This window comes from Streptosporangium sp. NPDC006007 (assembly GCF_040614315.1).
GTDB lineage: Bacteria > Actinomycetota > Actinomycetes > Streptosporangiales > Streptosporangiaceae > Streptosporangium.
Map to the genome: position 1 here is coordinate 290255 of NZ_JBEXUG010000002.1, position 26191 is coordinate 316445.

19 protein-coding genes and 1 pseudogene are annotated in these 26191 nt (G+C 68.7%); 7 read left to right on the top strand and 13 right to left on the bottom strand.

The window, feature by feature from the left end; all coding sequences use genetic code 11:
* The first annotated feature begins 111 nt into the window (after positions 1 to 111).
* Positions 112 to 270 carry a hypothetical protein gene (locus ABZ194_RS02870; protein ID WP_355591413.1) on the top strand — a complete coding sequence of 53 codons (159 nt, stop codon included), beginning with the start codon at positions 112 to 114 and terminating at the stop codon, positions 268 to 270.
* Positions 271 to 420: 150 nt separating this feature from the next.
* Here the strand turns inward: ABZ194_RS02870 and tsaD are convergent, their stop codons facing one another.
* The 3 genes from tsaD to ABZ194_RS02885 form a co-directional block, all read right to left on the bottom strand.
* Positions 421 to 1437, bottom strand: coding sequence for a tRNA (adenosine(37)-N6)-threonylcarbamoyltransferase complex transferase subunit TsaD (gene tsaD, locus ABZ194_RS02875; RefSeq protein WP_355591416.1), 1017 nt, complete (start codon positions 1435 to 1437; stop codon positions 421 to 423).
* 363 nt (positions 1438 to 1800) lie between these two features.
* A complete protein-coding gene (locus tag ABZ194_RS02880; protein ID WP_355591419.1) occupies positions 1801 to 2370 on the bottom strand; it encodes an STAS domain-containing protein in 570 nt (189 codons plus the stop codon).
* A 927-nt stretch (positions 2371 to 3297) separates the two neighbouring features.
* Positions 3298 to 3660, bottom strand: a complete 363-nt coding sequence (locus tag ABZ194_RS02885; protein ID WP_355591422.1) for a hypothetical protein — start codon at positions 3658 to 3660, stop codon at positions 3298 to 3300.
* 300 nt (positions 3661 to 3960) lie between these two features.
* On the opposite strand from ABZ194_RS02885, the gene ABZ194_RS02890 reads away from it, so the two are divergent.
* From ABZ194_RS02890 to ABZ194_RS02915, 6 genes are all read left to right on the top strand, one after another.
* Positions 3961 to 4533 (top strand): GNAT family N-acetyltransferase, encoded by a 573-nt coding sequence (locus ABZ194_RS02890; RefSeq protein ID WP_355591425.1) that lies wholly within the window; start codon positions 3961 to 3963, stop codon positions 4531 to 4533.
* Positions 4534 to 4873: 340 nt separating this feature from the next.
* Positions 4874 to 5329, top strand: a complete 456-nt coding sequence (locus ABZ194_RS02895; RefSeq protein WP_355591428.1) for a hypothetical protein — start codon at positions 4874 to 4876, stop codon at positions 5327 to 5329.
* Positions 5215 to 6546 carry an N-6 DNA methylase gene (locus tag ABZ194_RS02900; protein WP_355591431.1) on the top strand — a complete coding sequence of 444 codons (1332 nt, stop codon included), beginning with the start codon at positions 5215 to 5217 and terminating at the stop codon, positions 6544 to 6546. Before ABZ194_RS02895 ends, ABZ194_RS02900 begins: the two co-directional genes overlap by 115 nt.
* A gap of 187 nt (positions 6547 to 6733) precedes the next feature.
* Complete coding sequence (locus ABZ194_RS02905) at positions 6734 to 7351, top strand: DUF5753 domain-containing protein (protein WP_355591434.1); 618 nt, start codon at positions 6734 to 6736, stop codon at positions 7349 to 7351.
* Positions 7352 to 7358: 7 nt separating this feature from the next.
* Positions 7359 to 7559, top strand: a complete 201-nt coding sequence (locus ABZ194_RS02910) for a DUF397 domain-containing protein (protein ID WP_355591437.1) — start codon at positions 7359 to 7361, stop codon at positions 7557 to 7559.
* A 23-nt stretch (positions 7560 to 7582) separates the two neighbouring features.
* Positions 7583 to 7786 (top strand): DUF397 domain-containing protein, encoded by a 204-nt coding sequence (locus tag ABZ194_RS02915; protein ID WP_355591492.1) that lies wholly within the window; start codon positions 7583 to 7585, stop codon positions 7784 to 7786.
* Here the strand turns inward: ABZ194_RS02915 and ABZ194_RS02920 are convergent.
* From ABZ194_RS02920 to ABZ194_RS02965, 10 genes and pseudogenes are all read right to left on the bottom strand, one after another.
* Positions 7764 to 8495 carry a hypothetical protein gene (locus ABZ194_RS02920; protein WP_355591495.1) on the bottom strand — a complete coding sequence of 244 codons (732 nt, stop codon included), beginning with the start codon at positions 8493 to 8495 and terminating at the stop codon, positions 7764 to 7766. The genes ABZ194_RS02915 and ABZ194_RS02920 overlap by 23 nt on opposite strands.
* The gene (locus ABZ194_RS02925; protein WP_355591440.1) at positions 8378 to 9136 is read right to left on the bottom strand and encodes a DUF4357 domain-containing protein; all 759 of its coding nucleotides are present in this window, start codon (positions 9134 to 9136) and stop codon (positions 8378 to 8380) included. The genes ABZ194_RS02920 and ABZ194_RS02925 overlap by 118 nt, the downstream gene beginning before the upstream one ends.
* A complete protein-coding gene (locus ABZ194_RS02930; RefSeq protein WP_355591443.1) occupies positions 9136 to 13296 on the bottom strand; it encodes a DNA methyltransferase in 4161 nt (1386 codons plus the stop codon). Before ABZ194_RS02930 ends, ABZ194_RS02925 begins: the two co-directional genes overlap by 1 nt.
* Positions 13296 to 16211 (bottom strand): DEAD/DEAH box helicase, encoded by a 2916-nt coding sequence (locus tag ABZ194_RS02935; RefSeq protein ID WP_355591446.1) that lies wholly within the window; start codon positions 16209 to 16211, stop codon positions 13296 to 13298. The genes ABZ194_RS02930 and ABZ194_RS02935 overlap by 1 nt, the downstream gene beginning before the upstream one ends.
* 45 nt (positions 16212 to 16256) lie before the next feature.
* Positions 16257 to 22499: a protein kinase gene (locus ABZ194_RS02940; RefSeq protein WP_355591448.1), complete on the bottom strand. Its 6243-nt coding sequence runs from the start codon at positions 22497 to 22499 to the stop codon at positions 16257 to 16259.
* Between the two features lie 376 nt (positions 22500 to 22875).
* The gene (locus ABZ194_RS02945; protein WP_355591451.1) at positions 22876 to 23013 is read right to left on the bottom strand and encodes a hypothetical protein; all 138 of its coding nucleotides are present in this window, start codon (positions 23011 to 23013) and stop codon (positions 22876 to 22878) included.
* 179 nt (positions 23014 to 23192) lie between these two features.
* Positions 23193 to 24488 carry a DUF4041 domain-containing protein gene (locus ABZ194_RS02950; protein ID WP_355591453.1) on the bottom strand — a complete coding sequence of 432 codons (1296 nt, stop codon included), beginning with the start codon at positions 24486 to 24488 and terminating at the stop codon, positions 23193 to 23195.
* A 224-nt stretch (positions 24489 to 24712) separates the two neighbouring features.
* Positions 24713 to 24972: pseudogene (locus ABZ194_RS02955) on the bottom strand (hypothetical protein); the annotation flags it as partial.
* Between the two features lie 47 nt (positions 24973 to 25019).
* The gene (locus ABZ194_RS02960) at positions 25020 to 25637 is read right to left on the bottom strand and encodes a hypothetical protein (protein WP_355591455.1); all 618 of its coding nucleotides are present in this window, start codon (positions 25635 to 25637) and stop codon (positions 25020 to 25022) included.
* Positions 25638 to 25694: 57 nt separating this feature from the next.
* Complete coding sequence (locus ABZ194_RS02965; RefSeq protein WP_355591457.1) at positions 25695 to 25997, bottom strand: hypothetical protein; 303 nt, start codon at positions 25995 to 25997, stop codon at positions 25695 to 25697.
* Positions 25998 to 26191 lie beyond the last annotated feature (194 nt).

Sequence of the window (26191 nt, forward strand, 5' to 3'; positions counted from 1 at the left end):
CGCCACCCTGGGGCTCGGCCTGCCGACGGCGACGGCCTCTACGACGCCGGAGGTGCGCGCACCTGCTCGTGGCTGAAGATCAAATGGCTCACGGACCGGGGAGGATACCGCGTGGCCACCTTCAAGAACTGCTCCCGGTCGTCCACCCTCTCCTTCCGGGTGAACGCCGGATACATGCTGTCCTCCCAGGCCAAGGTCTGCCGCGGCACGTCCGTCCGGATCACCGGCAGATGCTCCGGCTGGGAGGGTGTCTGGTCCCAGGGCGGCTGAGCCGGAGCCACCCGCCCGCGCCGCGCGCGGGTGCCGGGCAGGTCGGCCCGGGCCTGCCTCCGGGCCTGGCGCCGGCCTGCGCCGTGCGCGGGTGTCGAGCAGGTGAGCGGCGAGACCGCCGGAGCCGTACGCCCCCGCTGTACGCGGGCGTCAGTCCTTCCGCGGGAGAGCGGCGCGCAGCAGCGGCGCCGACGGGTCCACGGACAGGGTGAGCGAGCAGGCCGGCTCTCCGGCCTCGTACAGCAGGCCACCGACGGCGGCGATCATCGCACCGTTGTCGGTGCACAGCCTGGGCGACGGGATCCTCAGCTCCACTCCCGCCCGGGCACAGCGTTCGGCGGCCAGCTCGCGCAGGCGGGCGTTGGCGGCCACCCCGCCGACGACGACCAGCGTGCCGACACCGTGGTCACGGCAGGCGGCGACGGCCTTGCGGGTCAGCACGTCCACCACCGCCTCCTGGAAGGACGCCGCCACGTCCGCCACCGAGACCGGCCCGCGCTCCACGTGCCGGGCCACGGCCGACTTCAGCCCGGAGAAGGAGAAGGCGTAGCCGCCGGGCATGGCACGGGGAAAGGCGATCGCGTGCGGATCCCCCTCCAGCGCCACCCGGCTCACGGCGGGACCTCCGGGGTACGGCAGGCCGAGCAGCCGGGCGACCTTGTCGAACGCCTCCCCCGCCGCGTCGTCACGGGTGTCGCCCAGGTGCACGATGGGGTCGCGGGCCAGGTCGTCCAGGAGCAGCAGCGAGGTGTGACCGCCTGAGACGATCAGCGCGACGCACCGGACGGGCAGCGGGCCGTGCTCCAGGGTGTCGGCCGCGACGTGCCCGGCCAGGTGGTGCACACCGTACAGCGGCACATTCCAGGCCAGCGCGAACGCCTTGGCCGCGGCCACTCCGGTCTGCAGCGCGGTGGCCAGCCCCGGACCCGCGGTGACCGCGATCGCGTCCACGTCGGAGGGGGTCAGCCCGGAGTCGGCGAACGCCTTTCTCACGCACGGCACCAGCGATTCGAGATGGGCCCGCGCGGCGATCTCCGGCACCACCCCGCCGAACCGCGCGTGCTCCTCCATGCTGGAGGCGAGCGCCTCCCCGGCCGGCAGGCCGTCGGCGACGATGCCGACCCCGGTCTCGTCACACGACGTCTCGATCCCGAGCACCACCGCCATGCCACACCCCTCTATTGCACATGATTTGCAACTGAGAGTATATGGCGTCCCACGTCGCCGCCCGGGGCGTCGGCCGGGCCCACCCCGTCCTGTCCGGGTGATCCCCGCACGGTTCGGACAGAGATGACAGTGGATCTTGTCTGACAGAGATGGCAGCAGGCCTTGCGACGTCCGGATCAAGGCCCCGGCGAGGTCGAGGCAGACCGAACTCGTGCCCCACGGCGGGACCACGCCTGGTACGCGGCGGCCTGGGCGATCCGCCACACGTAAACGCCACCCCGACGGCCACACCCGGCCATCGATTCTTCGCCCAGCTCAACCCTCTGACCGTCCGCGACCTTCCCGCGGAACGGACCTACCCCGTCAGCACGGTGCGAGACGGTCCTGAGCAGTGGGCGGCACCGGGTTCGCCTGGCCGAAAGCGGCGGGCAGGGCCGGTACGGCGGCTCGGGCCGGGACTCGGAGCCAGGTGATGGCGCCCGTCACCGAATCTCCGGCGACCCGGGCGTGCCCAACCCAGCCGCCGCGCTGCGGCGACCTGCCGCTCCCCTGCCGGCGCCACGCGATGGCCGCGGCGAGGGTGGGATAGATGGTCAGACCTCGGTCCAGGCCGGTGAGGCGCAGGATCTTCATCATCTGGGGCTGAGGGCCTGCCAGCCGGAGGGAGATGCCGGCGATCCGGGCACGGCGGTATGTACCGACCAGCAGGGCCAGCCCGGACGCGTCACAGAAGGACACCCCGGAAAGGTCGATGATCAGCTGCCGATGAGGTCCCGTGGTCGCGCTCAGCGCGGCGTTGAGCCGTTCACGCAGGACGGACGTGGTGGCGATGTCCATCTCGCCGACGAGCGCGAGAATGTCAGGGGCGGAGTCGACGGAGTTCGCCGGGCCGGTGAGGCCCGGGCGAATATCCAGAGTCGGGGCAGGGTTCATGGTGAAACTCCGTTGTTCGAGAATTGTCGGGGTTGCGCGGCCGAGCGGAGTCGTCGCGCGGAAGTGATCGGTCAGGACGGCTGAACGGCCGAGGCTCGGCCCGAGCGCAGCTCACGGCGGGCGGCGCGGCGCGGCGTGCGATCGAGGCGGAGCCATAGGGTGGGCGGCTCGACCGGCGGGGCGGCGAGAGGCGGCCGCGGGATGAGGAACTGGTTCGGCGTCATGATCGCCGGCCCCTCTCGGCCCACATGCGGGGCCGTCATGGTGAAAAACCGGGGGCGACACCGACTCGGCCGTCAGCGTGCGGAAAGTCCGCGGTATCTCCAGTGTACTCGCCAACGCCCCGATCGGCGGGCCGCGAACACTCCCGGTCACCTTCCGAACGCATCCGCCGACCACACCCCACGGTCGGCCCGGCAGAGCCACTGCTCCCGGTGAAGAGCGAAACCCCCCTCTCACCCGCCCTTCACCGGCCCTTCACCGGCCGCTTCGACCGGCTCCGGACCTCTGATCTCCCCCTCCGTCTTCGCCCCCCGTCACAGAAAGCGGCCGGGGCGGCACCCCGGCAAGCGGTACCGCCCCGACACATCCACCCGACGGGTTACCTCCACCGCGCCACCGATTCCCCATCCGGCGGTTGATCCACGCTCCGCGTGGCCCCGTACACCCATTGCCCTGCCGCACGGCTCAGAAAAACCCGCCACCCGCGCCCTGCCGTGCCGGCTTAAGGGGTCCCGCTCGCCCGCGCCCTGCCACACCGGCCAAGGATGCCTGTCGCCCATGCCCTGCCATCTCGCCTTGTCTTCAGATCAAAAGCACTCGTCTGTCGTGTGTCTCACAGAAGTCTGACGGAGAGGGCTTCCGTGTCCCGGGGACCCACCGTTGCGACGATCCCCGGGCCCAAGGAGTAGCGAAACTCTCCGCCCGTTACCTGCGCCTGAGGGACGGCTTGGCCTTGCTGCCGGCCGTCTCGAACCTCAGGGACGAGCCTCCGGTCACGACCGAGACCTCGTTGCCGCCGCCGTTTCGCGCGACCACGCGAACGTTGACCGGCGTGCCGCGCTGCGGCTGCACGCTGAATGACCGGCTCTTGCCCCTGGCCACCTCCCGGCATGTGCCGCCGAGGTTGTCGGTGACGCAGATCGTGGCGTCGTAGTTGGCCTTGTGGGTGACCGTGACGGTCACGTTCTGCGCGGCGGAGGCGCCCGCGGAGGGGGCCAGGCCGAAACCGAGGGCGCCGGTGACGCCGATGATCGCCGCCGCGGTGGCCACGCGAGTCTTGACGGACATGATGCTCTCCCGTTTCTCAGTATCTTGCGGACGAACAGGGGTACGGGAGCCTCAGCGCCAAAGGTTCAACCCCCGAATGTGCACAATTACCCATACGCCTTCCCCTGCCTCCATCGCCCGGCCGACGCCCCGTCGCCATCACCCTCGCCAGGCCCAAGTGCCCCCACCGCAGCACGCCCTCCGCCCGGAAACCCGCCGCACGACAACACCGGCCGCCTGGCCCGTTCCATTCGCCGTTACGGCATCCCGCTGTCGGAGAACCAGAGGCCGACTTGATCAATCTCAAGGCATCATGGGACGGTGTCTCCTTCTGTCTCACCGGTCGTCCTCGCCGGTCGCATCAACAGGAACGCCCAGCCGGTCCTCAGGGCCGACGAACTGACCTTGCGGCCCTGGCTTCCCTGCGACGCCCCCGCCGTACTCCAAGCCTTCAGTGATCCGGCCATCCAGCGCTGGCACCGGCAGGCCATGACCTCCGAGAGGGAGGCACTGGCCTGGATCGGCCAGTGGTCTGACCGCTGGCAGGCCGAAAGGGACGCCTGCTGGGCCGTCACCCGTGCCGCCGAAGTACTCGGGCGTGTCTCACTGCGCGCCATCAGCCTCGCTGCGGGCATCGCCCAGCTCACCTACTGGATGCTGCCCGCCTCCCGCGGTCTCGGCGTCGCTCCCCGCGCCGCCGAGCAGGTCTCCCGCTGGGCTTTCGAGATGGGAATTCACCGGTTGGAACTCCACCACTCGGTCGCCAACACCGCTTCGTGCCGGGTGGCGGACAAGCTCGGCTTCCCGCTGGAAGGCACCCTGCGCAGCGCGCTCCTCCACCAGGACGGATGGCACGACGTGCATCTGCACGCCCAGGTCGCGGACGACAGGTGAGGCCCGGGGGAGACGCTTCCACCATCCAAAATCGTTGATCACATTGTCGCGCCCTCAGCCGGCCACACCGTTTTCACACCGGCTACCGTCTTCTCCGCCGCCACCCACGCCGGATCCGCCAATCCGCCGGGAGCGGATCCGACCAAGATTCCCCCCGTAGCACGGACACCCGATCTCGTTCGAGCGCCAAGACGAGGAGAACTGCCCCAAGACCACCCGCCGTGAAGTCGCTTGAGCGACCCAAATCCTGAGTGACATCATTGGCATCGATCTTCCTTGTTGACGATGTCAATGCATTCACCTCTCGGGAGGCTTTACTGTCGCGTGTACTGTTGCACCCATGAACGCCGATTCCCGGTCCAGCATCGACTCCCTGGTCTCAGCTGCGGAGATCGCGAGACTGGCCGGGGTGACACGGGCCGCGGTCTCCAACTGGCGCAGGCGGCACGCCGACTTCCCCTCGCCGGTCAGCGGTGGAGCGCGCAACGCGCTGTTCGCCCTGCCCGAGGTTCACACCTGGCTGGACCGACACCGCAAGGGTGACGACGTCTCCGGCGAGGTGCTCGTCTGGCAGGCTCTGCGCGGCGCGTACGGCGACGACATGACGCGCGGCCTCGCCGACGTCTCCGACTGTTCACCACCGGATCCTCCGAGTCCCTGGACAGCGGAATCCGGCCGCTGGTGGAGGACCTGGCCGCCCAGAGCTCACCGGCCGAAGTCGTCGCCGGACTCGCGGAACGCTTCATCGACTCGGCGGGCCGGGCGGGCTCGGAGCAGGTGTCGACCCCTCGCCTGACCCGTGCGGTGCGGCACTTCGCGGGCGCGGTGAACGGCATCGTCTTCGACCCCGCCTGTGGGATCGGATCCCTGCTCCTCGCGTTCGGGAGCTGTCCCGAGGTCGTCCTGGCCGGACAGGATGCCGACCCGTCGGCCGCCCGGCTCGCCGAGGCTCGTGCGAGGCTCGCCGGGCGGACGGACATGACGATCAGGGTGGGCGACTCCCTGCGTGAAGACCGCCGGCCGGAACTCCGTGCGGCACTCGTCGTGTGCGACCCGCCCGCGAACGTGCCCGACTGGGGTCGCGAGGACCTGTTGCTCGACGCCCGCTGGCAACTCGGCGTTCCCACCCGGGCGGAGAGCGAGCTGGCCTGGCTGCAGCACTGTTACGCGCACGTCGCACCCGGCGGCAGGGCGATCTTCGTGATGCCCGCCTCCGTCGCCTACCGCAACGCCGCCCGACGGATCCGCGCCGAACTCGTACGGCGCGGCATCCTCACCCAGCTCGTCGCACTGCCCGCGGGGATGGTCGCGTCGCATGCCCAGTCCGTGCATCTGTGGCTGTTGAGACGTCCCTCCTCCCCCGACGACGACGCGGTGTCCGCCGTCCGCGTGGTGGACCTCACGGCCAACGACCCCGAAGGCCCGTTCGAGCCCACTCCGGACCAGGTCGTGGACGTACCGCTGATCGATCTGCTCGACGAGACGGTGGATCTCACCCCGGCGCGTCACGTGGCGGCATCCCGTACCGACCATCTGGCGGAGTACATGTCCACGCGCGAGGCCCTGGTGAGCCGGCTCCACGAGTTGCTGGGCCTGCTGCCGCCCCTCACCTCCGGACCCGGCCCCCTCGACGGCGCCGCGGTCAAGGTGACCGACCTGGCCCGCGCCGGACTCGTCGAGGTCACCGACGGGGAGGCCACCTCCACCGGCGACCAGCTCGACACCGACTATCTGCACGGTTTCCTGCGCGGCGCCGCGAACACCCGGCGCTCCACCAGCGCCAGCGGCAGTTTCCGCGCCGACGTTCGCGGCTCGCGCGTTCCCCTGATGGGCATCGACGACCAGCGGCTGTACGGCACCGCCTTCCGCGCCCTCGAAGAGTTCGAACGGCGCGTCAAGGAGCTCACGGAGCTGAGTGACCGTGCCGCCTCGCTGGCGCGCGACGGCCTCACCGGTGGCGCCCTGCGCCCCACGACCGGGTCGCTCCCCGAGACCCCCGCTCCACGCAGATGAACCAGACGATCTTGCCTCCCGGCACGGGCTCGACACCCCACCGGTCGGCGTAGGCCGCGACGATCGCCAGCCCGCGACCGTGCTCCTCATCCGGGCCCGCGGCCGGGAACGAGGCCGGCCACACCGCGCTGTGATCGGCGACCTCTCCTCAGACGATCCGCCCGTACCGGTACAGCGAGAAGCTGTCATGGACCTCGCCCGAGGCGCCCGCGAGCGAGGATGGTGGGAGCAGTACAAAGGCGTCTTCACCGGCGCCTACGTAGGGCTCGAAGCGGAGGCGTCCTCGATCAACACCTTCGAGCCCCTCGTGATCCCCGGCCTGTTGCAGACCCCCGCGTACACCGCCGAGCTGACTCGGGCCTCACTGGTCCGCGATCCTGCCGAGATCGACAAGCACGTGGAGGCGAGGATGCGGCGACAGGAGATTCTGCGGCGTCCAAATCCGCCCCGCTACTGGGCGGTCATCGACGAGGCGGCTCCTCTACGGCCGGTTGGCGACGCGGAGGTGATGCGCGGCCAACTCCGCAAGTTGATCGACACACATCCGCTTGAACACGTGACCATCCAGGTCATGCCGATGTCAGCCGGGCCGCACATCGGCCTATGGGGTCAGTTCGTCATTCTCGGATTTCCCAACCCCGCCGACCGGAACGTCGTCTACGTCGAAACCCCGACGGACGGCCTCTATCTCGAAGAGCCCGAGCATCTCGAACGCTATACCCTGATGATGCAGCGCCTCGTGGCCGACGCACTGGGAGCTGACGCGTCGATCGCGTATCTGTCCAAACTGATCGACCGGTTGTGAGGCACCGATGGACCTGTCCGGCGCCGAATGGCGTAAGAGCACCCTCAGCCAGGGGGGCGGCAACAACTGCGTGGAGGTCGCCCGCAACCTTCCCGGCATCGTCGCGGTGCGTGACTCGAAAGCCCCTGACGGGCCAATCCTGGTCTTCGCTCGTGTGGATTGGTCTGTCTTCATCAGGGATATAAAGAACGGCGGATTCGACCAGTAGACAACCTATTGAGAGCGGAGATCATGAACCTTACTCAGCCCGATCTCAATTGGCGTAAAGCATCCCTCAGCTCAGCGGAGGGACAGAATTGTGTCGAGGTCGCTGCGCTCCCCGGCGGAGGCCAGGCCGTACGGGACTCCAAAAACCCCGGCGGCCCCGTCCTGACGTTCACCCCGGGCGAATGGAACGCCTTCATCAGCGGTGTCAAGGACGGCGAGTTCGGCTGACGGTCACCCGCTGCACGGGTGCGACGGCGGCGAGCCGCTGAGCCAGGCCTTCCATCTCGGCGAGCAGCCCGGCCGGTGACTGGTCGAGTTCGAGCGCGTGCTGGTGGATGGTGATGCGCGCGTGCTGGACGCGGTGGGCGGCGTGCGGGGCGTTCCCCTTGGCGTAGACGAGGTGCCCTTCCGGCAGGTTGAGCGCGGTGCAGTAGGCGAGCATCTGGTAGAGGTCTGCGTCCGGGAAGCCCTTGGGTTTCCCGGCCTTGTACTTGGCGTCGGCCACGGCGAGGGGGGCGCCGTCGTCGGCGTACCACACGAGGTCGGGAACCATCCGGATCGCGTGACGTTCGTCGAGATGATGGGTGGCCTGGAGAGCGCAGTGGCCACCGCTGCCCGTAAGAGCCTCGCGCAGGGCCACGGTGACGAAGTCCTCGAAGACCCCGGCCATGTCGAAGAGGAAACCGTTCACGGTGACATCACCGGGCCGGTGCTCGACGGAGGCGCCGCGCAGCACGAGCTCGGCCAGACGCAGGGCCTTGTGGTAGCGGGCGTTGAGCCGGGTGGGCCGCCACGCGGGCGGCTCGTGACCGCGGCCGATCAGGGTGATGTCGGCCAGCCGGACGCGCAGTCGCAGCAGCCTGCCGCGTACGTCGCCGGGGATGCCACCTGGAACGCCGCCGGGCAGTCGGCAGAGCCGTTCGCAGGCGGCACGCAGCAGACGGTGTCGCCTGGTTTCATCCGCGACAGGAAGGTGTGGAACTCCTCGACCAGCCGAAGCTTCTGGGTGTACGTGGCCGTGGACTCATAGTCCTCCTCCACGAACCCACGCAACTGATCCTTGCTCACCCCCTGCGCGACGCCCTCGCGCAGGCGACCGGCCGCGACGCTCACCCGCTCCTCGGGCAGCCAGAGACGCTGGACGAGGTCGAGCCCGGACACGTTGGAGCCACGAACCAACCAGGTGCGGTTGGAAACGGTCCTCACCTGCGTTAAGAAGTCGGCCAGCGGACGCCCGTCGGGGGTCTTCCAATCGATTGAGCCGTTGGTGCTGCGGCCGAGTAGGACGCCGGCGGCGGCGGATGGGGAGTTGAAGGTGAAGTCCCCGCTTATCTCCAGATAGCCGGGCCAGGATGTGGACTCCACGATCACGCCGTCGTCGATCAGTCGTTGCCGATATTCGTACGAAGACTTCTTCTTCTCCTTGAACGACGACACGGTGTCCTGCCGGACGGGTGACCCGCTCCGCACCAGAAACTTCAGGCTGCCATTGGGTCCCCTCTCATCCAGCAACCGACCGTGCGCCGTGGGGCCTCCGTTGGGCAGGCGAATCTGGAACTCGGGATACTCGGCGGCCATCAGACTCCTTCGCCTTCCGTCTCCGTCCGATTGGCGGCTGTGGCAGGCGCCGCAAGGTGGCGGGGGCCGTGGCCGGGGGGTGGGGTGAAGGTGGAGGTGTAGTTCTCGCCGTCGACGAGCGGGACGGTGAGGCTTACCCCGGACGCGGCCATCCGGTCGTACTCGGCGAGGACAAGGTCCTTGGTGCGGTACGTGCCGTACTTGGCGATGTCGTTGTTCTTGAGTCCGCCGTTCTCGGTCTGGAAGGTCTCCAGGATGTAGTCCACGTCAGGGCCGCTGATCCCGTAGAGGTGGAAGAAGTAGGCGTCCAGCTCGGCGCGGATCTGGACGCGGCGCTCCTCGTCCCACCGGAACGGGGCACCGGTGTCGTCAAGGTCGCGTGCGAGCCCAGCCATGTCGTAGGCGGTGTAGACGAGTTCGAGGATCCGGGGAGTGAGGAAGAAGGTGTGGGGGGTGAGGGCGTCGGGCGTGGGGACAGGAAGCTGCTTCCATGTCATGAGAGCCATATGAATACCACCCACCTTCTGTCGGCTCACGAAGTCGAAGATTAAGGAGCTCTGGGCGGCGATGAGGGCAGCGGTGAGGACGGGTGAGACACGCGGCAGCATCAGGGGGTATGTGTGGCCGACAGCTGCACGCGGGAGGAAGGCGGGGATGGCCGTGCGCTCATCGGTCGTACGGCACACGTCACGCCAGCCACAGAGCCAGTCCCGGCCCCAATCGACGTCGTCCAGGCGCAGGGTGACACCCGGGATCTCGACGTCCTTGTTCTTCCTGACAGTTGGGATGAGCCCGTTCTCTGCGATCCAATAGCGTGGCTCGGCCGCCACCGAAGGACTCTGTTTCTCGGTAAGCGTCAGGCGACGGCGATCTTCGTTGCCCGTGTCGTAGTAGGAGTTCCAGCGGTGGTCGAAATGGTGTGCCATCTTCCCCTCGTACAATGGCAGCATTCGCTCCTCACCCTGCATGAACACGTTCCCACGCAGTTCCCATCCCTCCGCCTCCAAGTGCTCCCGCTTTCGGAAGAGATCGGAGTCATCAGTCATGTGAAACGGGGTCGGAACAAAATCAATGCTCCAGGGGTTGTTTCGCTTTTTGGATTCTCCCCACAGAACTGGAATTCGGCTATAGATGGCGACTGTGAGATCGGCGTCACGACGAGATCGAAAAATAGGGAGATTTCCTGTGTTAGGGCTGATAAGGGCGATCTCTTCGGGACTGAGAGCGAAGACACGCTCAGAATCGTCAAGGTCAGTGGTGTCTTCTAGAAAGAAAGCGAACTTCGCGGCCGGTTCACGCAGGTCCCGGCCGGTCAGCGAGAGCAGGCAGAACTTGTAGCGGGAGTCCACCCCGACAAACAGTGGCTTGAGGTTCTCGAAGTCGTACAGGGAGGCGACGGCGCCGCGCCGGGTGAGGTCGCTGAAAAAGTGCTGTGCTCCCGCGCCCGTCGCGATGGCCGTCGGGATGATGCACCCGAAACGGCCTTCGGGCGCGGCGATGGACGCGAACCGCTCGGCGAAGAGCTGATCGGTCTGGAGCATGGTGACGCCCTTGACTGTGAGGCCCTTGCCGCACAGCGGGTACATCCCCGAACCGCCCGCGAAGAGAAACGTGGACTTCACCTTGCGGCGCTCGGCCCGGTACTGCCGGCCCGCCCCCGGGTTCTCCTCGGACCACTCGGCGATACGAACACGCCGCGCCGTACCGGGGATCTTGGCGATGGACGGCTCGACGACGCTGAAGTACTTCTTGTCCTCGAAGTCGACCTTGTCCCACGGCGGGTTGCCGAGCACGCAGGAGAAGCCGCCCGCCCAGCCGGTGGCCGGGTCGACGCCCGCGCCGGACCCGTCGTCCGGGACGGTGAAGACGTCGGGAAACGCCAGGTGCCAGTGGAAGAAGCGGTACTCCTGGCTGAGCCGCACGATCTCGGTGTGGGTCGCCTGGGAGGCGGCCGTGGCGTCCGGGTCCTGGAGCGCGCGGAAGACATCGTGGGTGATCGCGGGCGGGGCGTCCTTGGTCTTGTGCCACATGAACGCCGCGCACCAGGCGTCGGCCACGTGCACGGCGTTGACGTACGCGGCGGAGGTCTCCCAGTCGCGATAATCCGAGGCCTGCCGGTGGACCTCTTCGAGGGTGTCGGAGGGGGCGTCGACGATGCGGCGCAGGCCGGACGCGAAGGCGGTGTTGGCCACCTTCGTCTCCCCGCCCAGGTCGAACAGCCCTCCCTGTCCCGCGCGCTCCTCGTTGTTCTGCTTCTCCAGGAACTTCGCGTACTTCTCGTCGTCGCCCTCGACCGGTTTGAACGCCTTGCCGGGGATGCCGTCGCGCAGCAGGACCGGTGTCGCCCCGATCAGCCCGTTGCCGTGCTTGATGTGCGCGTCGAGGAAGCCGAGCGGTTTGCCCGGCTCCAGGGCCTCCAGCCAGAGCGACACCTTGGCCAGCTCGACGGCCATCGGGTTGAGGTCGACGCCGTACACGCAGCGGGCGATGACCTCGTGCAGGGCGTGCCGTACGGCGTCGAGGGTGGGTTCGGGGTTTCTCTCCCGTACGGCGGCGACGCGCTTGGCGATCCGGCGGGCGGCGGCCACGAGGAAGTGGCCGGAGCCGCAGGCCGGGTCGCAGACGGTGAGGGAGAGCAGCTCGGCGACGATGCTCTCGGCCGGGTCGGGCTCGCCCATGGCCGACGCCCTCTGCTCGCCGCGCTTCTGTGCGTCGTCGATGACCGGGTCAAGGGTGGAGTCGAGCAGGGTCTCGATCAGGGAGCTCGGCGTATAGTACGAGCCGGTCTTCTTCCGGTCGTTGCCGAGGCGGTTGACCAGCTCGAAGGTCCTGTCGGTGGCGTTGTGCTTGGGGACGAGCTCAAGGAGCGACTCGTAGATGGAGCCGAGTTCCTCCGAGCCCATGTTGTGGTAGTCCACCTGGCGCCAGCGGGCCGAGTTCACGTCGCGGACGCGGTCGAGGTGGCGTACGGCCTCCAGCAGGTACGTATTGGCCAGGGACAGGCCACGGAGCGGGGCGTCGGCGTCGGTGTCGTCGAAGAGACCACCGAGGCCCGGCAGGCCCAGCTCAGGGCGGCCGTTCTCGTCACCGAGCGCGTCGAGCACGATCCGCAGGACCTGGTAGAGGTCGGTGTGCGCGGTGCCCCTGCGACGGCGTGCCTGGCGGCGCAGCCGGTCGGAGGAGAAGTACGCCGCGTACCGGCGGCGGGTCTCCTCGGTCGCCGTGGCCGGGTGGAGCGCGTCCCGGTCCTCGGTGACGAAGAGGAAGATCAGCCGGTAGGCCAGGCGCAGCAGCGCGGCGTGGAAGGCGGGGACGTCCAGGTCCTTGCGGAGGCCGGCGTTGGCGGAGTGGTTGAGGAACCCGGTGCCGAGCGCGGTGATCGCCTTCTGGACTCCGTCACGGTGGTGGTCCAGGGCCCGCGTGCCGGACGCGATGGCCTCGGTTCGCCATTTCTCCAGCCGGCACGCCGACGGGGCCGCGCCCTCCGCCACCTCGAAGCGCGAGACGTGCAGCAGCCGGTACAGCAGGACGAACTCGCTGAACAGCTCGCCGTCGAAGATCGCCTCCAGGTCGAACTCGACGTACGAGGCGGTGGCGAGCGCGCTGGAGTCGCGCAGCAGGCGTAGCCTGCGGCCGTTGGTGAGGACACCCCACAGGTGGGCCTCGGCGCGGTTGAGGCACTCCTGGACGAGGGACTGCGGCGGGACCGTGCCCGCGCCTCCCGGCCGCCTGTCCAGCGTGGCGTTCCAGGCGGCCAGGTGCAGCGGGACGTGGTTCCAGCGGTGGCTGATCGCGAAGGTCTTGCCTCCGCCGTCCGCCGGGATGCCCGTCGCCCCGGTCGCCGTCAGGCGGCCGAAGCCGAGCTCCGCGAGAAGGGGTTCGAGCCACTGCGTGATCGCGAGGCCCGTGGGGTCGGCCGGGGTCTCGACCTCGGGGGCGGCGGGGAGCCTCTCGCGTAACTCACGCCAGACCGACTTGAGGTATTCCCAGTGGCGCTCGGCGTCGTCGCGTACCGAACGGGAGCCGATGACGCCGTAGTCGGCGGGCAGGGAGCCCTTGACGTCCTTGCCCTCGGAGATGCGGACCAGCATGTCGGCGGGGAGGAGGCCGCCGATGGTGTGGACAGCGGAGAAGACCTGGTTGCGGACGGTGGCGGACATCAGGCGGCTCCTCCGGCGACGGCGGGGGTGACGGTGGAGGGGACGACGCCGGATGTCGGCAGGTAGACGTAGGCGCCAAGGATGTCGGCGGGTTTCTGCGCCGTCACGGTCACACCGCGGACGATCTCGCCGGAGGCGCTGCGGACCCGGCGGTGGGAGGCGAGGAGTTCGGCGGCGAGCCGCTCGCCGTACGCCTCCAGGTGCGCGGTCGTGGCGGGCAGGCCGTCCAGGACGCGGCTCATGGTGCGCTCGCCGAAGTCGCGGTCGGTGTTGTCGTCGGCGGTCGCGCCGAGGAGCTTCAGGGCGTCCTCCGCGGGCAGCCACACGCCGTTCGCGGGTGAGCCCTCGAAGGCGAGGAGGCGGGCGTCCTCGGCGACGAGCTGCCGCTCGCCCGACCGGGAGGGCAGGGTGAGATGAAAGCGGTAGCGGACCAGGAGCAGCGTGGTGCGGCTGCCGACGGCCCTGGTACGGATGACCCCGCAGCGGCGGGCCGGGCGGGGGCCGTCGGACCGGGTCTCCAGGGCGGCGTTGAGGATGTAACCGGCGAGCGCGCCGACCACCGGGTCGGTGCGGACCAGGGCGGCCTCGCCGCGTGCGACGGCCGCCCTGGTGCGGAACGGGACGGGGCGGCCCAGCTCGACGATGCCGCCGCCGAGGACGGGGGCCAGGGCGTCACGGAGACCGGCGGGGCTGCCGCCCACCTCCGCGGTGAAGTCACCGGAGCCGCTCACGTCCTCGCGCAGGACGCCGTCGAGCTCGCCGAGGGCGTGCCGTACGAAGCCCCGGATCTCGCCCACGTCGCCGAGCGCGTCGCGTACGGCCTCGACCTCGCGGGCGACCTCCTCGGGGTGGATGGTGTTCTGCGCGAACCGGGAGCGGGACTCCTTCTCCCGCTCGACGGTGGAGTTCCAGTCCGCCTCCAGTACGGCGGCCCTGTCGCTGATCGCCTCGATCTCCTCGACGCCGAAGAGACCTTCCTGCTCGCCGCTCCGGCCGCGCATCAGCAGCCATTCGACGATCGCGTCCGTCACCCCGGTGGAGGCCGCGTCGGGGACGGAGACGGAGACGCCGAGGTCCTTGCGGATCTGGCGGTGCTTCTTGATGAGGACGTCGAGGACCTTGCCGTCGATGCCGTTGTCACTGCCGTAGAGGGTGATGACCTTGACGCTGTCCCTCTTCTGGCCGTAGCGGTCGACGCGGCCTTCGCGCTGGTCGTGGCGGGTGGGATTCCACGCCAGGTCGTAGTGGACGACCGCGTCGAAGTGGTGCTGGAGGTTGACGCCCTCGGAGAGGCAGTCGGTGGCGATCAGGACGCGGCGGGCGGCGGGGTCGTCGCCCGCCTCGTCGGCGAGTTCCTCGATGCGCTGCAGGCGCTGCTGCGGGGAGAGGGTCCCGGTGACGGCCCGGATGACGGCCCTCCTGCCGAGCTTGCCGTCCAGGTGCTCGGCGACGTACTCGGCGGTCGGGATGTAGCGGCAGAAGACGATCGGGTGGTAGCCGTCGGCGATGAGTGCCTTGAGGTGTCTGACCAGTTCCTTCAGCTTCAGATCCTCGGCCGTTCCCTCCAGCCTGGCCGCCCGGTCGGCCAGTTCGGCGAGCCGTGCGCCCGCCTCGCCGGTCTCCGCGCCGGGGGTGACGTCGAGACCTTCCAGGGTGTCGTTGTCGGAGGAGTCTCTGGTCAGAGGGGCACCGAGCCTGTCGGCCTCCTCGGCGGTCGCGGCCGTCGCGGCGGCGGAGCGGGTGCGCAGCGTCTGGGCGGCGGCGCGTGGTGAGGAGACCAGGGAGCGCAGCAGCGCGATCGCCGACCACCAGGCGATCCGGGCCTCGCGTTTACCCTGCTCCCCCGCGACGGTGACCCGTTCGCTCGCGTAGGCGATGGCGTCGTCGAGGAGGGCGCGGTAGGCCGGGGAGAGCTTGTAGGTCTCGTCCTTGAAGTACCGGTCGGCGGGGAACTCGGTCTCCTCGTCGAGGTACTTGCGGATGTCGGCGCGACGGCGCTGCACGAAATGCTGGGCCAGCAGGGCACGCCCGGCTCTGCCGTTGGTGTCGATCCTGGCGAACTCGGGCTTCAGCAGGCCGAGGAGGTTCAGGAAGGCGGTCGGCTTACCGCTGTGCGGGGTCGCCGTCACCAGGAGCAGATGGCGGTCGGCGTCGGCGGCGACGCGCTGGAGGAGCTCGTAGCGCAGCTGGTTCTGCGCGGAGGTGTTCTCGTCGGCGGCGACGCAGGTGTGGGCCTCGTCGACGATGACCAGGTCGGGACAGTGCTTCACGAAGTCGTCGCGGTGGCGGGTGGACTTGATGAAGTCGGTGGAGACCACCACGTGGGGGTGCCTGTCGAAGAGGGACTGCCCCAGGTCCAGGCCGCGTTCCAGTCTGGGGACCGTGGAGGCGAGGACCAGCTCGGCGTCGATGCCGAACTTGGTGCGTAGTTCCTCCTGCCACTGCTCGGCCAGCGCGGGCGAGCACAGCACGGCGAGGCCCTTCGCCTCCCCCTGGGCGAGGAGTTCGCTCGCGATGAGACCGGCCTCGACGGTCTTGCCGATGCCGACGTCGTCGGAGATCAGCATGCGTACGGTCTTCTGGCGCAGCGCCATCATCAGCGGTACGAGCTGGTAGGCGCGGGGTTCGACGGCGATTCCGGCGAGCGATCGGAAAGGGCCGGCACCGGAGCGGAAGCCGATGCGAAGGGCCGAGCGGAGCAGGCCCGCGGCACGTTCGTCACCGAGGTCCGCGGCTGACGGGAGCGCGAACTCGGCGCTCCCGACCTCCTCGAAGGCGGGGAAGACGGCCGCGATGTCGTCGTCCGCTCCCCCCAGAGGGCGCAGGACGAGCATGTCGGGGGCGCTCTCGGGCAGCACGACCCAGTCGCGGCCACGGGCGGAGACCAGGGAACCGGCGGTGTGGACGATCGTCATCGAAAAGGGGGGTCCTTGTGTGGTTGTCGCTGTGGGTTCTCTGATTCAGGCGCCCGCGCCGGTCCCGAAGTAGCTCTTGAACCGCTCCGCGACGGCGAACCAGTCGGCGTCGTGGCGGAAGCGGACCACGTCCCAGCCCATGTCGATCAGCCGGTCCTCCGCCTGGAGGTCGCGCTCGGCGACCTCGGCGTGACCGTGGACGGGACCGTCGACGAAGACCGCGACGTTGACGCCGGGCAGCCGGTAGACGTAGTCGGGCCTGGCGAGCGCCTCGGCGACGAAGGTCTGTGCCTCGTCGGGCAGGCGCAGACCGCGCTCCTTGAGCCAGCCGATGAGCCGGCCCTCCAGCGCGGTGTCCGACTGCGCGGTCAGGCGCGCCAGTTGCTCAGACCGGGACTCGCCCCGGCCGGTCGTCCGGGCCGTCGAACCCGCGATGCGCAGCAGCAGATCACGCATCGAGTGGCGGTCGATGGAGGCGTGGTTGAGCTGGTTGCCGTAGGTGAGCAGGCACTCGTAGCAGCCCTGGGCGCAGGGACGGTCGGGGTGCGGGCCTCCCCGGTCGGCGCCGTCGGCGTCGAAGTGGCAGATGGACAGGGCCTCGGCCGCGGCGCGGGCGAGCGCGCCCGGCTCGGACTGCATCAGGCGCAGCACACCGGCACCGCCCTCGGCCGCCTCGGTGAACAGCATCCGGTCGCGGGGACCGTCGTCCGGCGGCAGCAGTTCACCGCTCAGCTCGGAGTCCTCCAGCTCGAAGGCGGCCTCGATGCCGCGCTCCAGCGCGTACATGAGCGAGAGCGCGACCGGCTCGTCCAGCGGCTGGTCCAGCTTCAGCACCAGGATGTTGCGGCGGTCCTCGACGTACGGGATGACGCGCTTCTTGCGGCGCTTCTCATTGCCGTCGGCGTCGATGACGGGCATCTCGCCGGAGTCGCCGGAGGCCTCACCCGCGTCGCGCTCGTTCATCCAGCGGCCGTCGGCGGGGTCGAGCCAGAAGCCGTCCGGTTCGTTCGGCTTGGCGCGCACGCGGCCGACGTTGGTGATGCGGACGGTCGCCGAGTCGCCGTACGACAGGGTGGCGAGCCTGCCGTCGGCGTCGGCGACGAGGGCGTCCCGGCGGCCGGGGCGCACGCCGTGGTCGTGGAAACGGTAGGAGGTCACCAGCCGGAAGCCCGCCCTGCGGCGCTCCTCCTCGTCGGAGGAGATCCGCTCACGGCGCCTGGTGTAGACGGTGTGCAGCTGGAGCAGGCCGTACGTGGTCTCGCCCAGCGGCTCCCCGCACATCTGGCAGCGGTCGGCGCGGTCGCGGATGTCGTGGTGGTACCCGCAGCCGGCGCACCTGCGGGCGCCGGTGGTGACGACGTCGCCCGTCGCGTCCGGCGGCAACTGGATGCGGGTGACCTGGTAACGAGCGCCCTCGTGGTAGATGAGGGCGCCGGGCCCGAACTCCCGGATGGCCAGGAAGCGAGGGCGCTGAAGGTAGTCGCCGTCGCCGAACCGGCTTCCGGCCGTGGGGATGTACGCGGCGAGCGGCAGGCGCGGGAAGGAGTAGCCGGGCAGGAAGCCCTCGCTGGCGAGGTAGCGGTACGGATTGAAGTCGGACAGGACCGACTTGCTGTCCGCGCTCTCGTTCTTGAGAAGGTTGAGCTGGGTCTCGGCCTCCCGGCGACGGCCGACGGCGAGCTTGCGGTCGCGCTCGGAGAGAGTGTGGTCCAGGACCCTGCGGTTCTGCTCGGCCTGGTCGACGAGGGCTGCCCTGAACAGCTCGCGCCAGCGGTCGAACGCCCGGTCGAACCCCTCGGGGGCCATACGGACCTTGTCCTCGATCCACCGGTCGTCCCACCAGGTGGTGTCCGCGAAGTCGGCCAGCAACCCGCCGAAGACCCTGCGGGCGGCCGTCACGGCGCGCTCCCGCGCACCGGTGTCACGCAGGGCCTCGACGATCCGGCCCTCCAGGGACAGGGCCGGATCGGGGCGACGGCTGTCCTCGACGTAGCCGATGTCGATGATGTTGGGGATGGCGCGGCCCAGCTTGAGCCCGGCCTCGGCGAGCCAGATGGCCTGGATGTGGGAGCGGACGAGGTCCTCGTTGGCGAGGTCGAGACGCGGCGGGGCGACGGCCCCGGCGACCATGCGCGCGGAACGGCGGAAGTAGTACTGGTCGTGGCTGTTGCCGGTGGCGCAGTACGTGGTGACGAGCGCGGGCTGCCCGGACCGGCCCGCCCGCCCGCTGCGCTGCGCGTAGTTGGCCGGCGTGGGCGGCACGTTGCGCATCATGACCGCGTTGAGCTCGGAGATGTCGACGCCCAACTCCATCGTCGGCGAACAGTAGAGCAGCTTCAACCTGGCCTTACTGAAGGCCTCTTCGCGCTTCTCGCGCTCATCCGGGGTGACCTGGGCGGTGTGCTCGCGGGCGACGAGGCCGCTGAGGGCGCCGGCCGCGCTCCGGTAGAGGTCGCGGAAGAAGGTGTTGACGCGGGGGCCGTCGCCGCTGGCGTAGGTGCGGGTCAGCGGGTCGTGGGTGCCGGTCTCGCCCGTTCCGGCCCGCCAGATGAGGGCCGCGGCGGAGATGCGATAGCCGGTGACGGCCGGACCTGTGGGCCCCCGGAAGCGGCCCGCGCGCTGCGGGGCAGCGGCGACCTCCTTCACCAGATTGGCCTTGGCGAGCACCTTCAGGAGCTCCACGATGATCAGCTGGGTGTCGTCGACCGGCAGATCCTTGCCGAAGTGCACACGTCGCAGGTATTTGCCGAACTTGCCGCGCCCGGACAGGAACAGGCCCGAACGGTCCAGGCCGGGCTTGGAGCCCCGCGGATAGGCGGTGCCGACCTTGGGGCGGTCGCTCGTGGAGAGCACCCAGGGGTCGACGAGGCGTTCCTCGCTGGCACGCTGGAGGGTGTCGAAGTCCTCGCGGAAGTACTGCACGTCGATGGCGAGGGCACGGCGCATCTCGTCGAGAAGCGTCCGCATGATCTCGGCGCGCTGCCTTGGGTCGGCGTCACGCAGCGCCGCATGAGTTCCGGACCACCGTTCCCGCTGCCCGGCGAGCCACTCCAGGTCCTCGTAGTGGATCTCCAGCAGGCCGGTCTGCTCCAGGTTGGGCATGGTGATGCGCCAGCCGCGTTCGAGATCCAGGTAAAGACGGAAGGCGATGACGTCCCGCAGGGTCTTGGCGGCGTTGCGCGCCAGCGAGGGAGGCAGGTCATCGGTGCCGGTGTAGTGGGCGAGCTCCAGACCCAGGGCGCCCGCGACACGGGAGGCGAGCTCCTCGTGGTTGATTCCCTCCTCGCCCGCCTCGACGGCCGCCTGGTACAGGGCGCCGCGCAGCTGGGTGATCTGCACGAAGTCATTGAAGTGACCGGCCTGCAGGGAGGCGTCCTGCCGGTTGTCGACGAAGGTGAGAAGCTTACGGGCCGCTTCCTTGAGCGCCTCGGCGGGAACCGCCTTGAGGGAGCGGACGATGGAGGCGGAGACGAGAGAGGTCGCCGAGGAGCGGCCCTCCTGGTCGAGGGTCGCGAGCTTGGCGAAATCCCTGCCCCTGGTCTGCTCGTAGCTCACTCCGCAGTGCGGGCAGAAGAGGAACGGCGAGGGGATGAAGGCGGCCTTCAGCTCCCCCTGGCCCTCGGTTCCATAGAGGTCGACGGTGATGGCGCTGGGCAGCCGTACCCGGTAGGAGCCGCGCACGACCTCCTGCCCCTTGTCATCGACCTCCAGCCAGGACTCGGGCAGCCGCCGGTCGGCGATGGCCTCTTCGGGCGTGGACGGCCAGGGCCGGTCGGAGTCGATGTACAGGTAGCCGTCCCCGGCGCGGCCCCCGGTGGCGGCGGTGTCCCGGCGCGGCTCGTAGACGGTTCGGCCGTTCTTCTCCGTCCGCCACACGGTCGGGTACTCCTGACCGCACTCGCGGCAGAAGGCCAGCGGCAGCAGGACCTTGCCGCCCGAATGAGGCTGGACGAGCTGGTAGTCGCGCGTCAGGTGGCGGGTGAGCCTGTCCTCAAGGGTGACGTAGACGGTGTCGCCCTTGGAGAGGAACTGGTGCAGCCTGAAGGCGAACAGGGGGCGCTCGGTGACGGGGTTTCCGGCCTCGGAGCCGGCCTCCAGGGTGCGGCGGATCGCCTGTGCGCATTCGGCCTCGGTCAGCCCGCTGCCTGCGGCGAGCTCGGCGGCCGCTTCCTCGATCTTGGCGGGTTTCTGCCGGACCAGGCGCCCCGCCTCGTCCGTGGCAAGACCGAAGCGCGTCTCGATCCAGCGGGCGAGGGGGTCCTTCACCAGATCGGCGTAGGCGCGCGGAGCGGCCGGAGCCCGGAGCCGCTCGGCCGGCACCGTGTCGGGGGCCTCCTCGGTGGCGCGCACGAGCGTCTCACCGATGACGTGCCCGGGGCCCACCCGGGTGCCGAAGAGGGTGGTGGCGACGTGGGCGACGACCGTCCGCCGGTCCTCGGCGGTGCCCTCGCTGGACATGGTGGCGGAGGTGCCGACGCACTGCAGGCGCTCGGCCTGGCAGGCCTCACGGACTCGGCGGATGAGCAGGGCCACATCGGCGCCCTGACGGCCGCGGTAGGTGTGAAGCTCGTCGAAGACGAGGAACTCCAGTCCCCTCGCCATCTTGATGAGAGAGCGCCGGTCCTCCGGACGCGTGAGCATCAGCTCCAGCATCACGTAGTTGGTGAGCAGGATGTCCGGCGGGTTGTCGCGAATCTCCTTGCGCCGCTCCTCGTCCTCCTGACCGGTGTACCGGGCGTAGGTGATCGGCTCGCGGCCGGGGCCGTATCCATCGCGCAGATACTTGTCGAGTTCCTTGACCTGGCTGTTGGCCAGGGCGTTCATCGGATAGACGATGATCGCGCGTACCCTCTTGCGAGCCGTGGGTCCCTGCCGCTCACGGTCCCTCAGCACCTTGTCGACGATCGGCACGATGTAGGAGAGGGACTTGCCCGAGCCGGTGCCGGTGGTGAGGACATAGGAGGCGCCGGACCGGGCGATGTCGATCGCCTCGCGCTGGTGGCGGTGGAGGGTGAGCGGACGGCCGTCGCACACCGTGCCGTACTCGGTCTTCCCCGCCTGGAAGATGCGTGCGCACTCCGGGTGCAACACCCCTTCGGTCGCGAGCTCAAGAACGGTGCCGCCCGAGGCGAAGAACGGGTTCAGTGACAACCACGGGTCGGGCCACTGGGACTTGGCGTCCAGGTCGTCTTCGACGAAAGCCGCGATCCGCTCGTCACGGATGATCGTGCCGCCCTCGGTGAACGACCGGTAGTCCTTGATGAGCTGCTGGTGCACCCCGAAGACATCCATGCCGGATCCGGCCGACCGAGGCCCGGGGGTGTTCATAAGGTCGGCGGCCGGCCGGGGGACGCGGTCCTCGGCGCGCACGGTCGCGAGGTGGCGTACGGGATCGAGCTCCTCCCAGCCGGGGACACGCTCCTCGCCCACGGCGAGCGGCAGCAGAGCCTCGCGGACGGCGACGGCGTCGGCGGGCCGATCGGCCGGCTTCTTGGCGAGTAACTGTTCGACGAGCCTTGCCAGGGGTTCGGGGACGTCCGAACGCAGCAGCCGTACGGGGGGCACCGGTTCTGCGAGGTGTTTCTGGCCGAGCTCGTGCGCGGACTCGCTGTGGAACGGCGGAACGCCGGTGAGGAGTTCGAACAGCATGCAACCGAGGGCGTACAGGTCGGCCGCCTGAGTCACCGTCGCGGCGAGGAACTGTTCGGGGGCCATGTAGCGGGCGGTGCCGACTGTGACACCCGTGCTCGTCACCCTGGCGCTCTCGACGTCGTCGACGATCCGCCCCATGCCGAAGTCGAGGACCTTGATCACTCCTCCACGCAGCAGCATCGCGTTGGAGGGCTTGAGATCGCGGTGAATGACACCGGCGGTGTGCGCCGCGGACAGACCGTTCGCGATCTGCGCGCCCAGCGCCGCGACCCAGGCGACGGGCAGTTGCGGATGCTCGTTCACCAGGTCTCTCAAGGTTTCCCCGTCGAGAAACTCCATGGCGAGGTAGGGCAGGCCGGTGTCGTCCACACCGCCGTCGACGGTGCGGGGGAGGTTGGGGTGATCGAGCCTGCGCATGATGCGCACCTCGCGGTCGAACCGCTGGACCGCCTTGACGTCGGCATGCGAGTTGGCGCTCGCGCCGGAGCGGCTGCGCAGGATCAGCTTCACCGCGACCACACGGTCCTTGGCGCCTTCTGCCGCCCACAGATCCTCGGCGCGGTGAACCTCTCCCATGTTGCCCTTGCCGATGGCCCCCAGGAGACGGAACCGGCTCGCCACCCGGTCCAGGTCCACCGGCACTCCCTTGTTCTCCCCACGTTCTGGGCTGGAAGCGAGATCCATCGACAATTGGCCGGCCCCCATGCCATAGCTAGGCAAAGCCTTACTATCTCCAGCAGAGTACACAACATTCAGAAAATCGAATACATACTTTTAATTGACAGCGTTAACAGATATGCGTAGCCCTCCACATCTAGCTGGCGCCGCAGCCGCAACCAGACAGAGTGGCTGCTTGAGAAGGCGGGATCCGAGGCGCCGACGACGTAACCATGCGGAGAGGCGCATGACCGTTATATCAGCGCCGAGATAGGCCGAAGTTACGCCAGACATGCCGATCGTTATGAACCCGAAGCTGTCCTCGGCGAACTCTCGCCCAACAAGAATGGACTTGTCACGGTTTGCGCTTCTGCCACTCGGCACGGCGGGCCTTGACCTCGGCGATCCGGTCGACGATGCGCTGGATCGCCGCAAGGTCATAGCCGACCGCCATCGCGCCGCCCTGCGGTCCGGAGACCTCGACGCCCTTCACCGGTCGCCGGTTCTCGGGCCGAGTGCGGGCCAGGTACTCCAGGGCAAGCTCGCCGTTCGGCCTGTAGGCCGGGTTCTAATCCCGCCCACCCCTGACCTGCGAGAACACTGCCGCCCTCTGCCGCTGCTCTCCACCGTCCTACGCCATGTTCCCCCAATGTGCCCCCGGGCCCCATGCCGTCAGACGTGCGACTCCCCATCCCCCACTGCCGCCGTCGCGTGAACCGACTGACGCCACTCCAGCGCCTCGGGAGTGTCCCGGTACTCCAGCAAATGCTGGCCCGCGATCTGCTCCAGCAGATCCCTGACCTCCGCGGGCGTGGCACGGAAGAACTCCCGCCGCAGGTTGACCCGGTTGACCCGCCGGTCGTTCAACGCGGCGTGCAACCGCCCCTCCAGCCCGACCGCGTCGTCACTGAAGATCAGCGCGTGCGTGTCGAACCTGAACGGCACCGAGGCATCCCCCAGCTCCCGCACCCGATCCTCGGGTTCCAGGCGGCGGGTCATGCCGATCTTGACGACGTCCTCACCGAACGCGCCCACATTGGAGATGACGTACACGTAGCCGGCCCGGACGTTGGCCTCGCGCGCCTCGACATCACTGACCGCGGCGCCGATCTCCTCCAGCTTCGTCTTCAGCTCCTCCGCCCCGGCCTCATCGCCCTTGGCAATCAGCTTGGACAGCGCAGAACGGTAATGGGCCTCCTCCTTACGGAGCCTGGCCTTCTCCCGCTCGAACTCCCGCCGCGCGGCCTCCTCCTCACGCTGCTGCTCGCGCTGGGCACGGGTACGCTCCTTCTCCTCCTCCTGCTTGGCCAGATAATCGGCGGTCAGCTCCAGCTCATAAACCCGCAGCCGGTGATAGTCGCCACCGACGTGGATGTCCATCGTCTTACCAAGCTTGACGATCATCTCCACGGCCTTCTCCAACCGGTCGACGGCCGACTGCAGCTTGTACGGACGCATCGTGCGCACACAGTTGTCGGCCTCGGCGTTGTAGGCACGCAACATCAGCTTGGAGAAGTCACGCACCATCCGGCGCCCCTCGGCCGCCGACCCGTTGACCTGCCAGCCCGTGGAACCCAGCACCGCCTTGCCGTCCCTGGCCATCGCCTTGATCCGAGCCTTGACCTCCGCCAGCCGCTCCTTGTAGGCCACCGCGTCGCTCAACGGATGCCGGTAGTCGTAGACCCCGGCCTCCTGCAACAGCACGGTCTCCTCGGTCTGCACGACCCGCTGTTCGACCTCGTGCAGCCGCCGTGTGGCGTCCGCGACGGCCGCCCGCAACCGCCCCTGCTCGGCACGCAACTCCTCGGTCAGCGCGGAGACGCCCATGGCGTCCATGCCGCCCAGCCGCTCGATCCAGGCCCGAAGCTCGGCGTTCTCCGCCTCCAGCCTCTTCTTCCCGCCGAACAACCCTCCGCCGCTCCGCTCCGGCAGCACAGGCGCCGGGGCGGGAACGGGTTGTGGCGGCACCTGAGGCACGGGAGCAGGAGGCGGCGCCTGTACGGGCACCCAGAACTGCCAGCCGGGCGGCGCCGGCGGCCACGCCGGATCCGGCTGCCACCCTTGAGGAGGCCGCCAGCCCACGGGCGGAACCGGCCATCCGGGAGGCGAGTTGAACCGGTACTCCATCGTGGATGTCCTCCTCGACTGTGTGCCCGTCACGACGCATGCCATAGAAGGACAGCCGCCTGGGCTCAGCGGTTTACAGCACCCGCAGTGATCCAGCGGAGGCTCACCTGAACCGGCAGGAGCCAACCCGAACCTTGTCCTTCGCCGTCCTCCTTCGGGGTGGTGCGGCATAGGCAGCAGCGCAGCTTGGTCAGCACCTTCCAGATCTTCAGGGTCGCGACGGCGCGCTCGCCGAGGGCGCGGTGACATCCTGCTGCCCGCGCGACAGCCGCGGACGGTGGCGATGGCGCTTGAACGGCGCGCGAACGGTGCCGCCCACGCCCTCGACCAGCAGGTCCCATTGGTTCTTCAGGGGAAGCGCCTGCTCCATATTCAGTTCTCCCAGGACCCGTCGGGGATGCGGTAGAAGGTGCGGGTCGCCGCCCACCATTCCCGGTCAGCGAAGCGTCCCGTGATCCGGCCAAGCATGCAGAAGAAGAGATGCATATCTCGCTTAGAGTTTCTCTTCATACCGAGTTCCAGTCCTGCCGTATAGGGCCGGTAATCGGAGAGGTACATGTTTCCGCCTTCCTCGAAAGGCGGGGTGACATCACCGAGTGGTTCCCCGTCGTAGTTGAGGTACAGCGGCTCAATCCCCTCGCCCACTTCTCCCGCGAAGTAGACCTCGAAGACGCGCCGCTTTCCCAGATTGCGGATCGCGGGATGGAACGAGTACATGCCGAAGACGAAGATGTGTGTCCAGCCGGGCGCGTGCGGGCCCATCCAGACGCCCTTCTCACCTGGGCTCTCATCCATCCCGGCCAGCGTTTCCAGGTCGCACTCCAGGCGCGAGCCCGGATCCACCCTGAGCAGCCGGGCCAGCTCCTCTTGATCATCGCTTTCCACCCAGAGCGCGTGGAATCCGAGCTCGAGCCAGTGCCCGTACTCGACCAGCAGGTCCCACTGGTTCTCCGGGGGAAGCGCCTGCTCCGTATTCATCATTCTCTGCATCCTCACACCTGACGGGAAATGCGGGGCTGAACTCGGCAGCCCCGCATTTAATTGCCGTTAATCCACGATCTTCACCCAGAACGGACTGTCGCTGACCCTGGTGATGGTGTTGACAGGGTCGTAAGTGAGGAGTCGGTAATGGCCATAGAACGCCTTGAGCGCGGCTCCGTGCAGCCAGTTGTGTTCTTTTCGAACTCCCTGGACAGAGTAGTTGATCTTGTCTTTTGCAGCTCCTTCTTGGGTGGAGGCGAAAGGGTATTCGTCGCACTGAACATTTCTATAACCGTAATCCATGTAGACCTTTTGGGAATAGTACTTGCAATAGTTCACGCCATAGTTCGGGGAATCGGGTTTGCCCATGGTGAAATTGTCCTGAGGCACTGAGAACGGATGCCCGGAGAAGATCGCCCGATTGTCGTCGTAGCCCTCGTCAGCGCCCCTCCACAGTGGAGCGCCCTCAGAAGGTGTTTGAGAGCTGATCGTGAGGCCGCCCTGCGGTGGGGTAGGAGTGCGGGTATGACACGACGACCCTTTCTATCCCTCTGATCTGACCG

What these genes read in the sequence shown, in the direction of transcription:
- ABZ194_RS02885 (WP_355591422.1), bottom strand. Translation starts at nt 3,660, where the DNA reads ATGTCCGTCAAGACTCGCGTGGCCACCGCGGCGGCGATCATCGGCGTC.
- ABZ194_RS02930 (WP_355591443.1), bottom strand. Translation starts at nt 13,296, where the DNA reads ATGTCCGCCACCGTCCGCAACCAGGTCTTCTCCGCTGTCCACACCATC.
- tsaD (WP_355591416.1), bottom strand. Translation starts at nt 1,437, where the DNA reads ATGGCGGTGGTGCTCGGGATCGAGACGTCGTGTGACGAGACCGGGGTC.
- ABZ194_RS02915 (WP_355591492.1), top strand. Translation starts at nt 7,583, where the DNA reads ATGAACCTTACTCAGCCCGATCTCAATTGGCGTAAAGCATCCCTCAGC.
- ABZ194_RS02910 (WP_355591437.1), top strand. Translation starts at nt 7,359, where the DNA reads ATGGACCTGTCCGGCGCCGAATGGCGTAAGAGCACCCTCAGCCAGGGG.
- ABZ194_RS02895 (WP_355591428.1), top strand. Translation starts at nt 4,874, where the DNA reads ATGAACGCCGATTCCCGGTCCAGCATCGACTCCCTGGTCTCAGCTGCG.
- ABZ194_RS02905 (WP_355591434.1), top strand. Translation starts at nt 6,734, where the DNA reads ATGGACCTCGCCCGAGGCGCCCGCGAGCGAGGATGGTGGGAGCAGTAC.
- ABZ194_RS02965 (WP_355591457.1), bottom strand. Translation starts at nt 25,997, where the DNA reads ATGGGCAAACCCGATTCCCCGAACTATGGCGTGAACTATTGCAAGTAC.
- ABZ194_RS02960 (WP_355591455.1), bottom strand. Translation starts at nt 25,637, where the DNA reads ATGCAGAGAATGATGAATACGGAGCAGGCGCTTCCCCCGGAGAACCAG.
- ABZ194_RS02925 (WP_355591440.1), bottom strand. Translation starts at nt 9,136, where the DNA reads ATGGCCGCCGAGTATCCCGAGTTCCAGATTCGCCTGCCCAACGGAGGC.
- ABZ194_RS02880 (WP_355591419.1), bottom strand. Translation starts at nt 2,370, where the DNA reads ATGAACCCTGCCCCGACTCTGGATATTCGCCCGGGCCTCACCGGCCCG.
- ABZ194_RS02935 (WP_355591446.1), bottom strand. Translation starts at nt 16,211, where the DNA reads ATGACGATCGTCCACACCGCCGGTTCCCTGGTCTCCGCCCGTGGCCGC.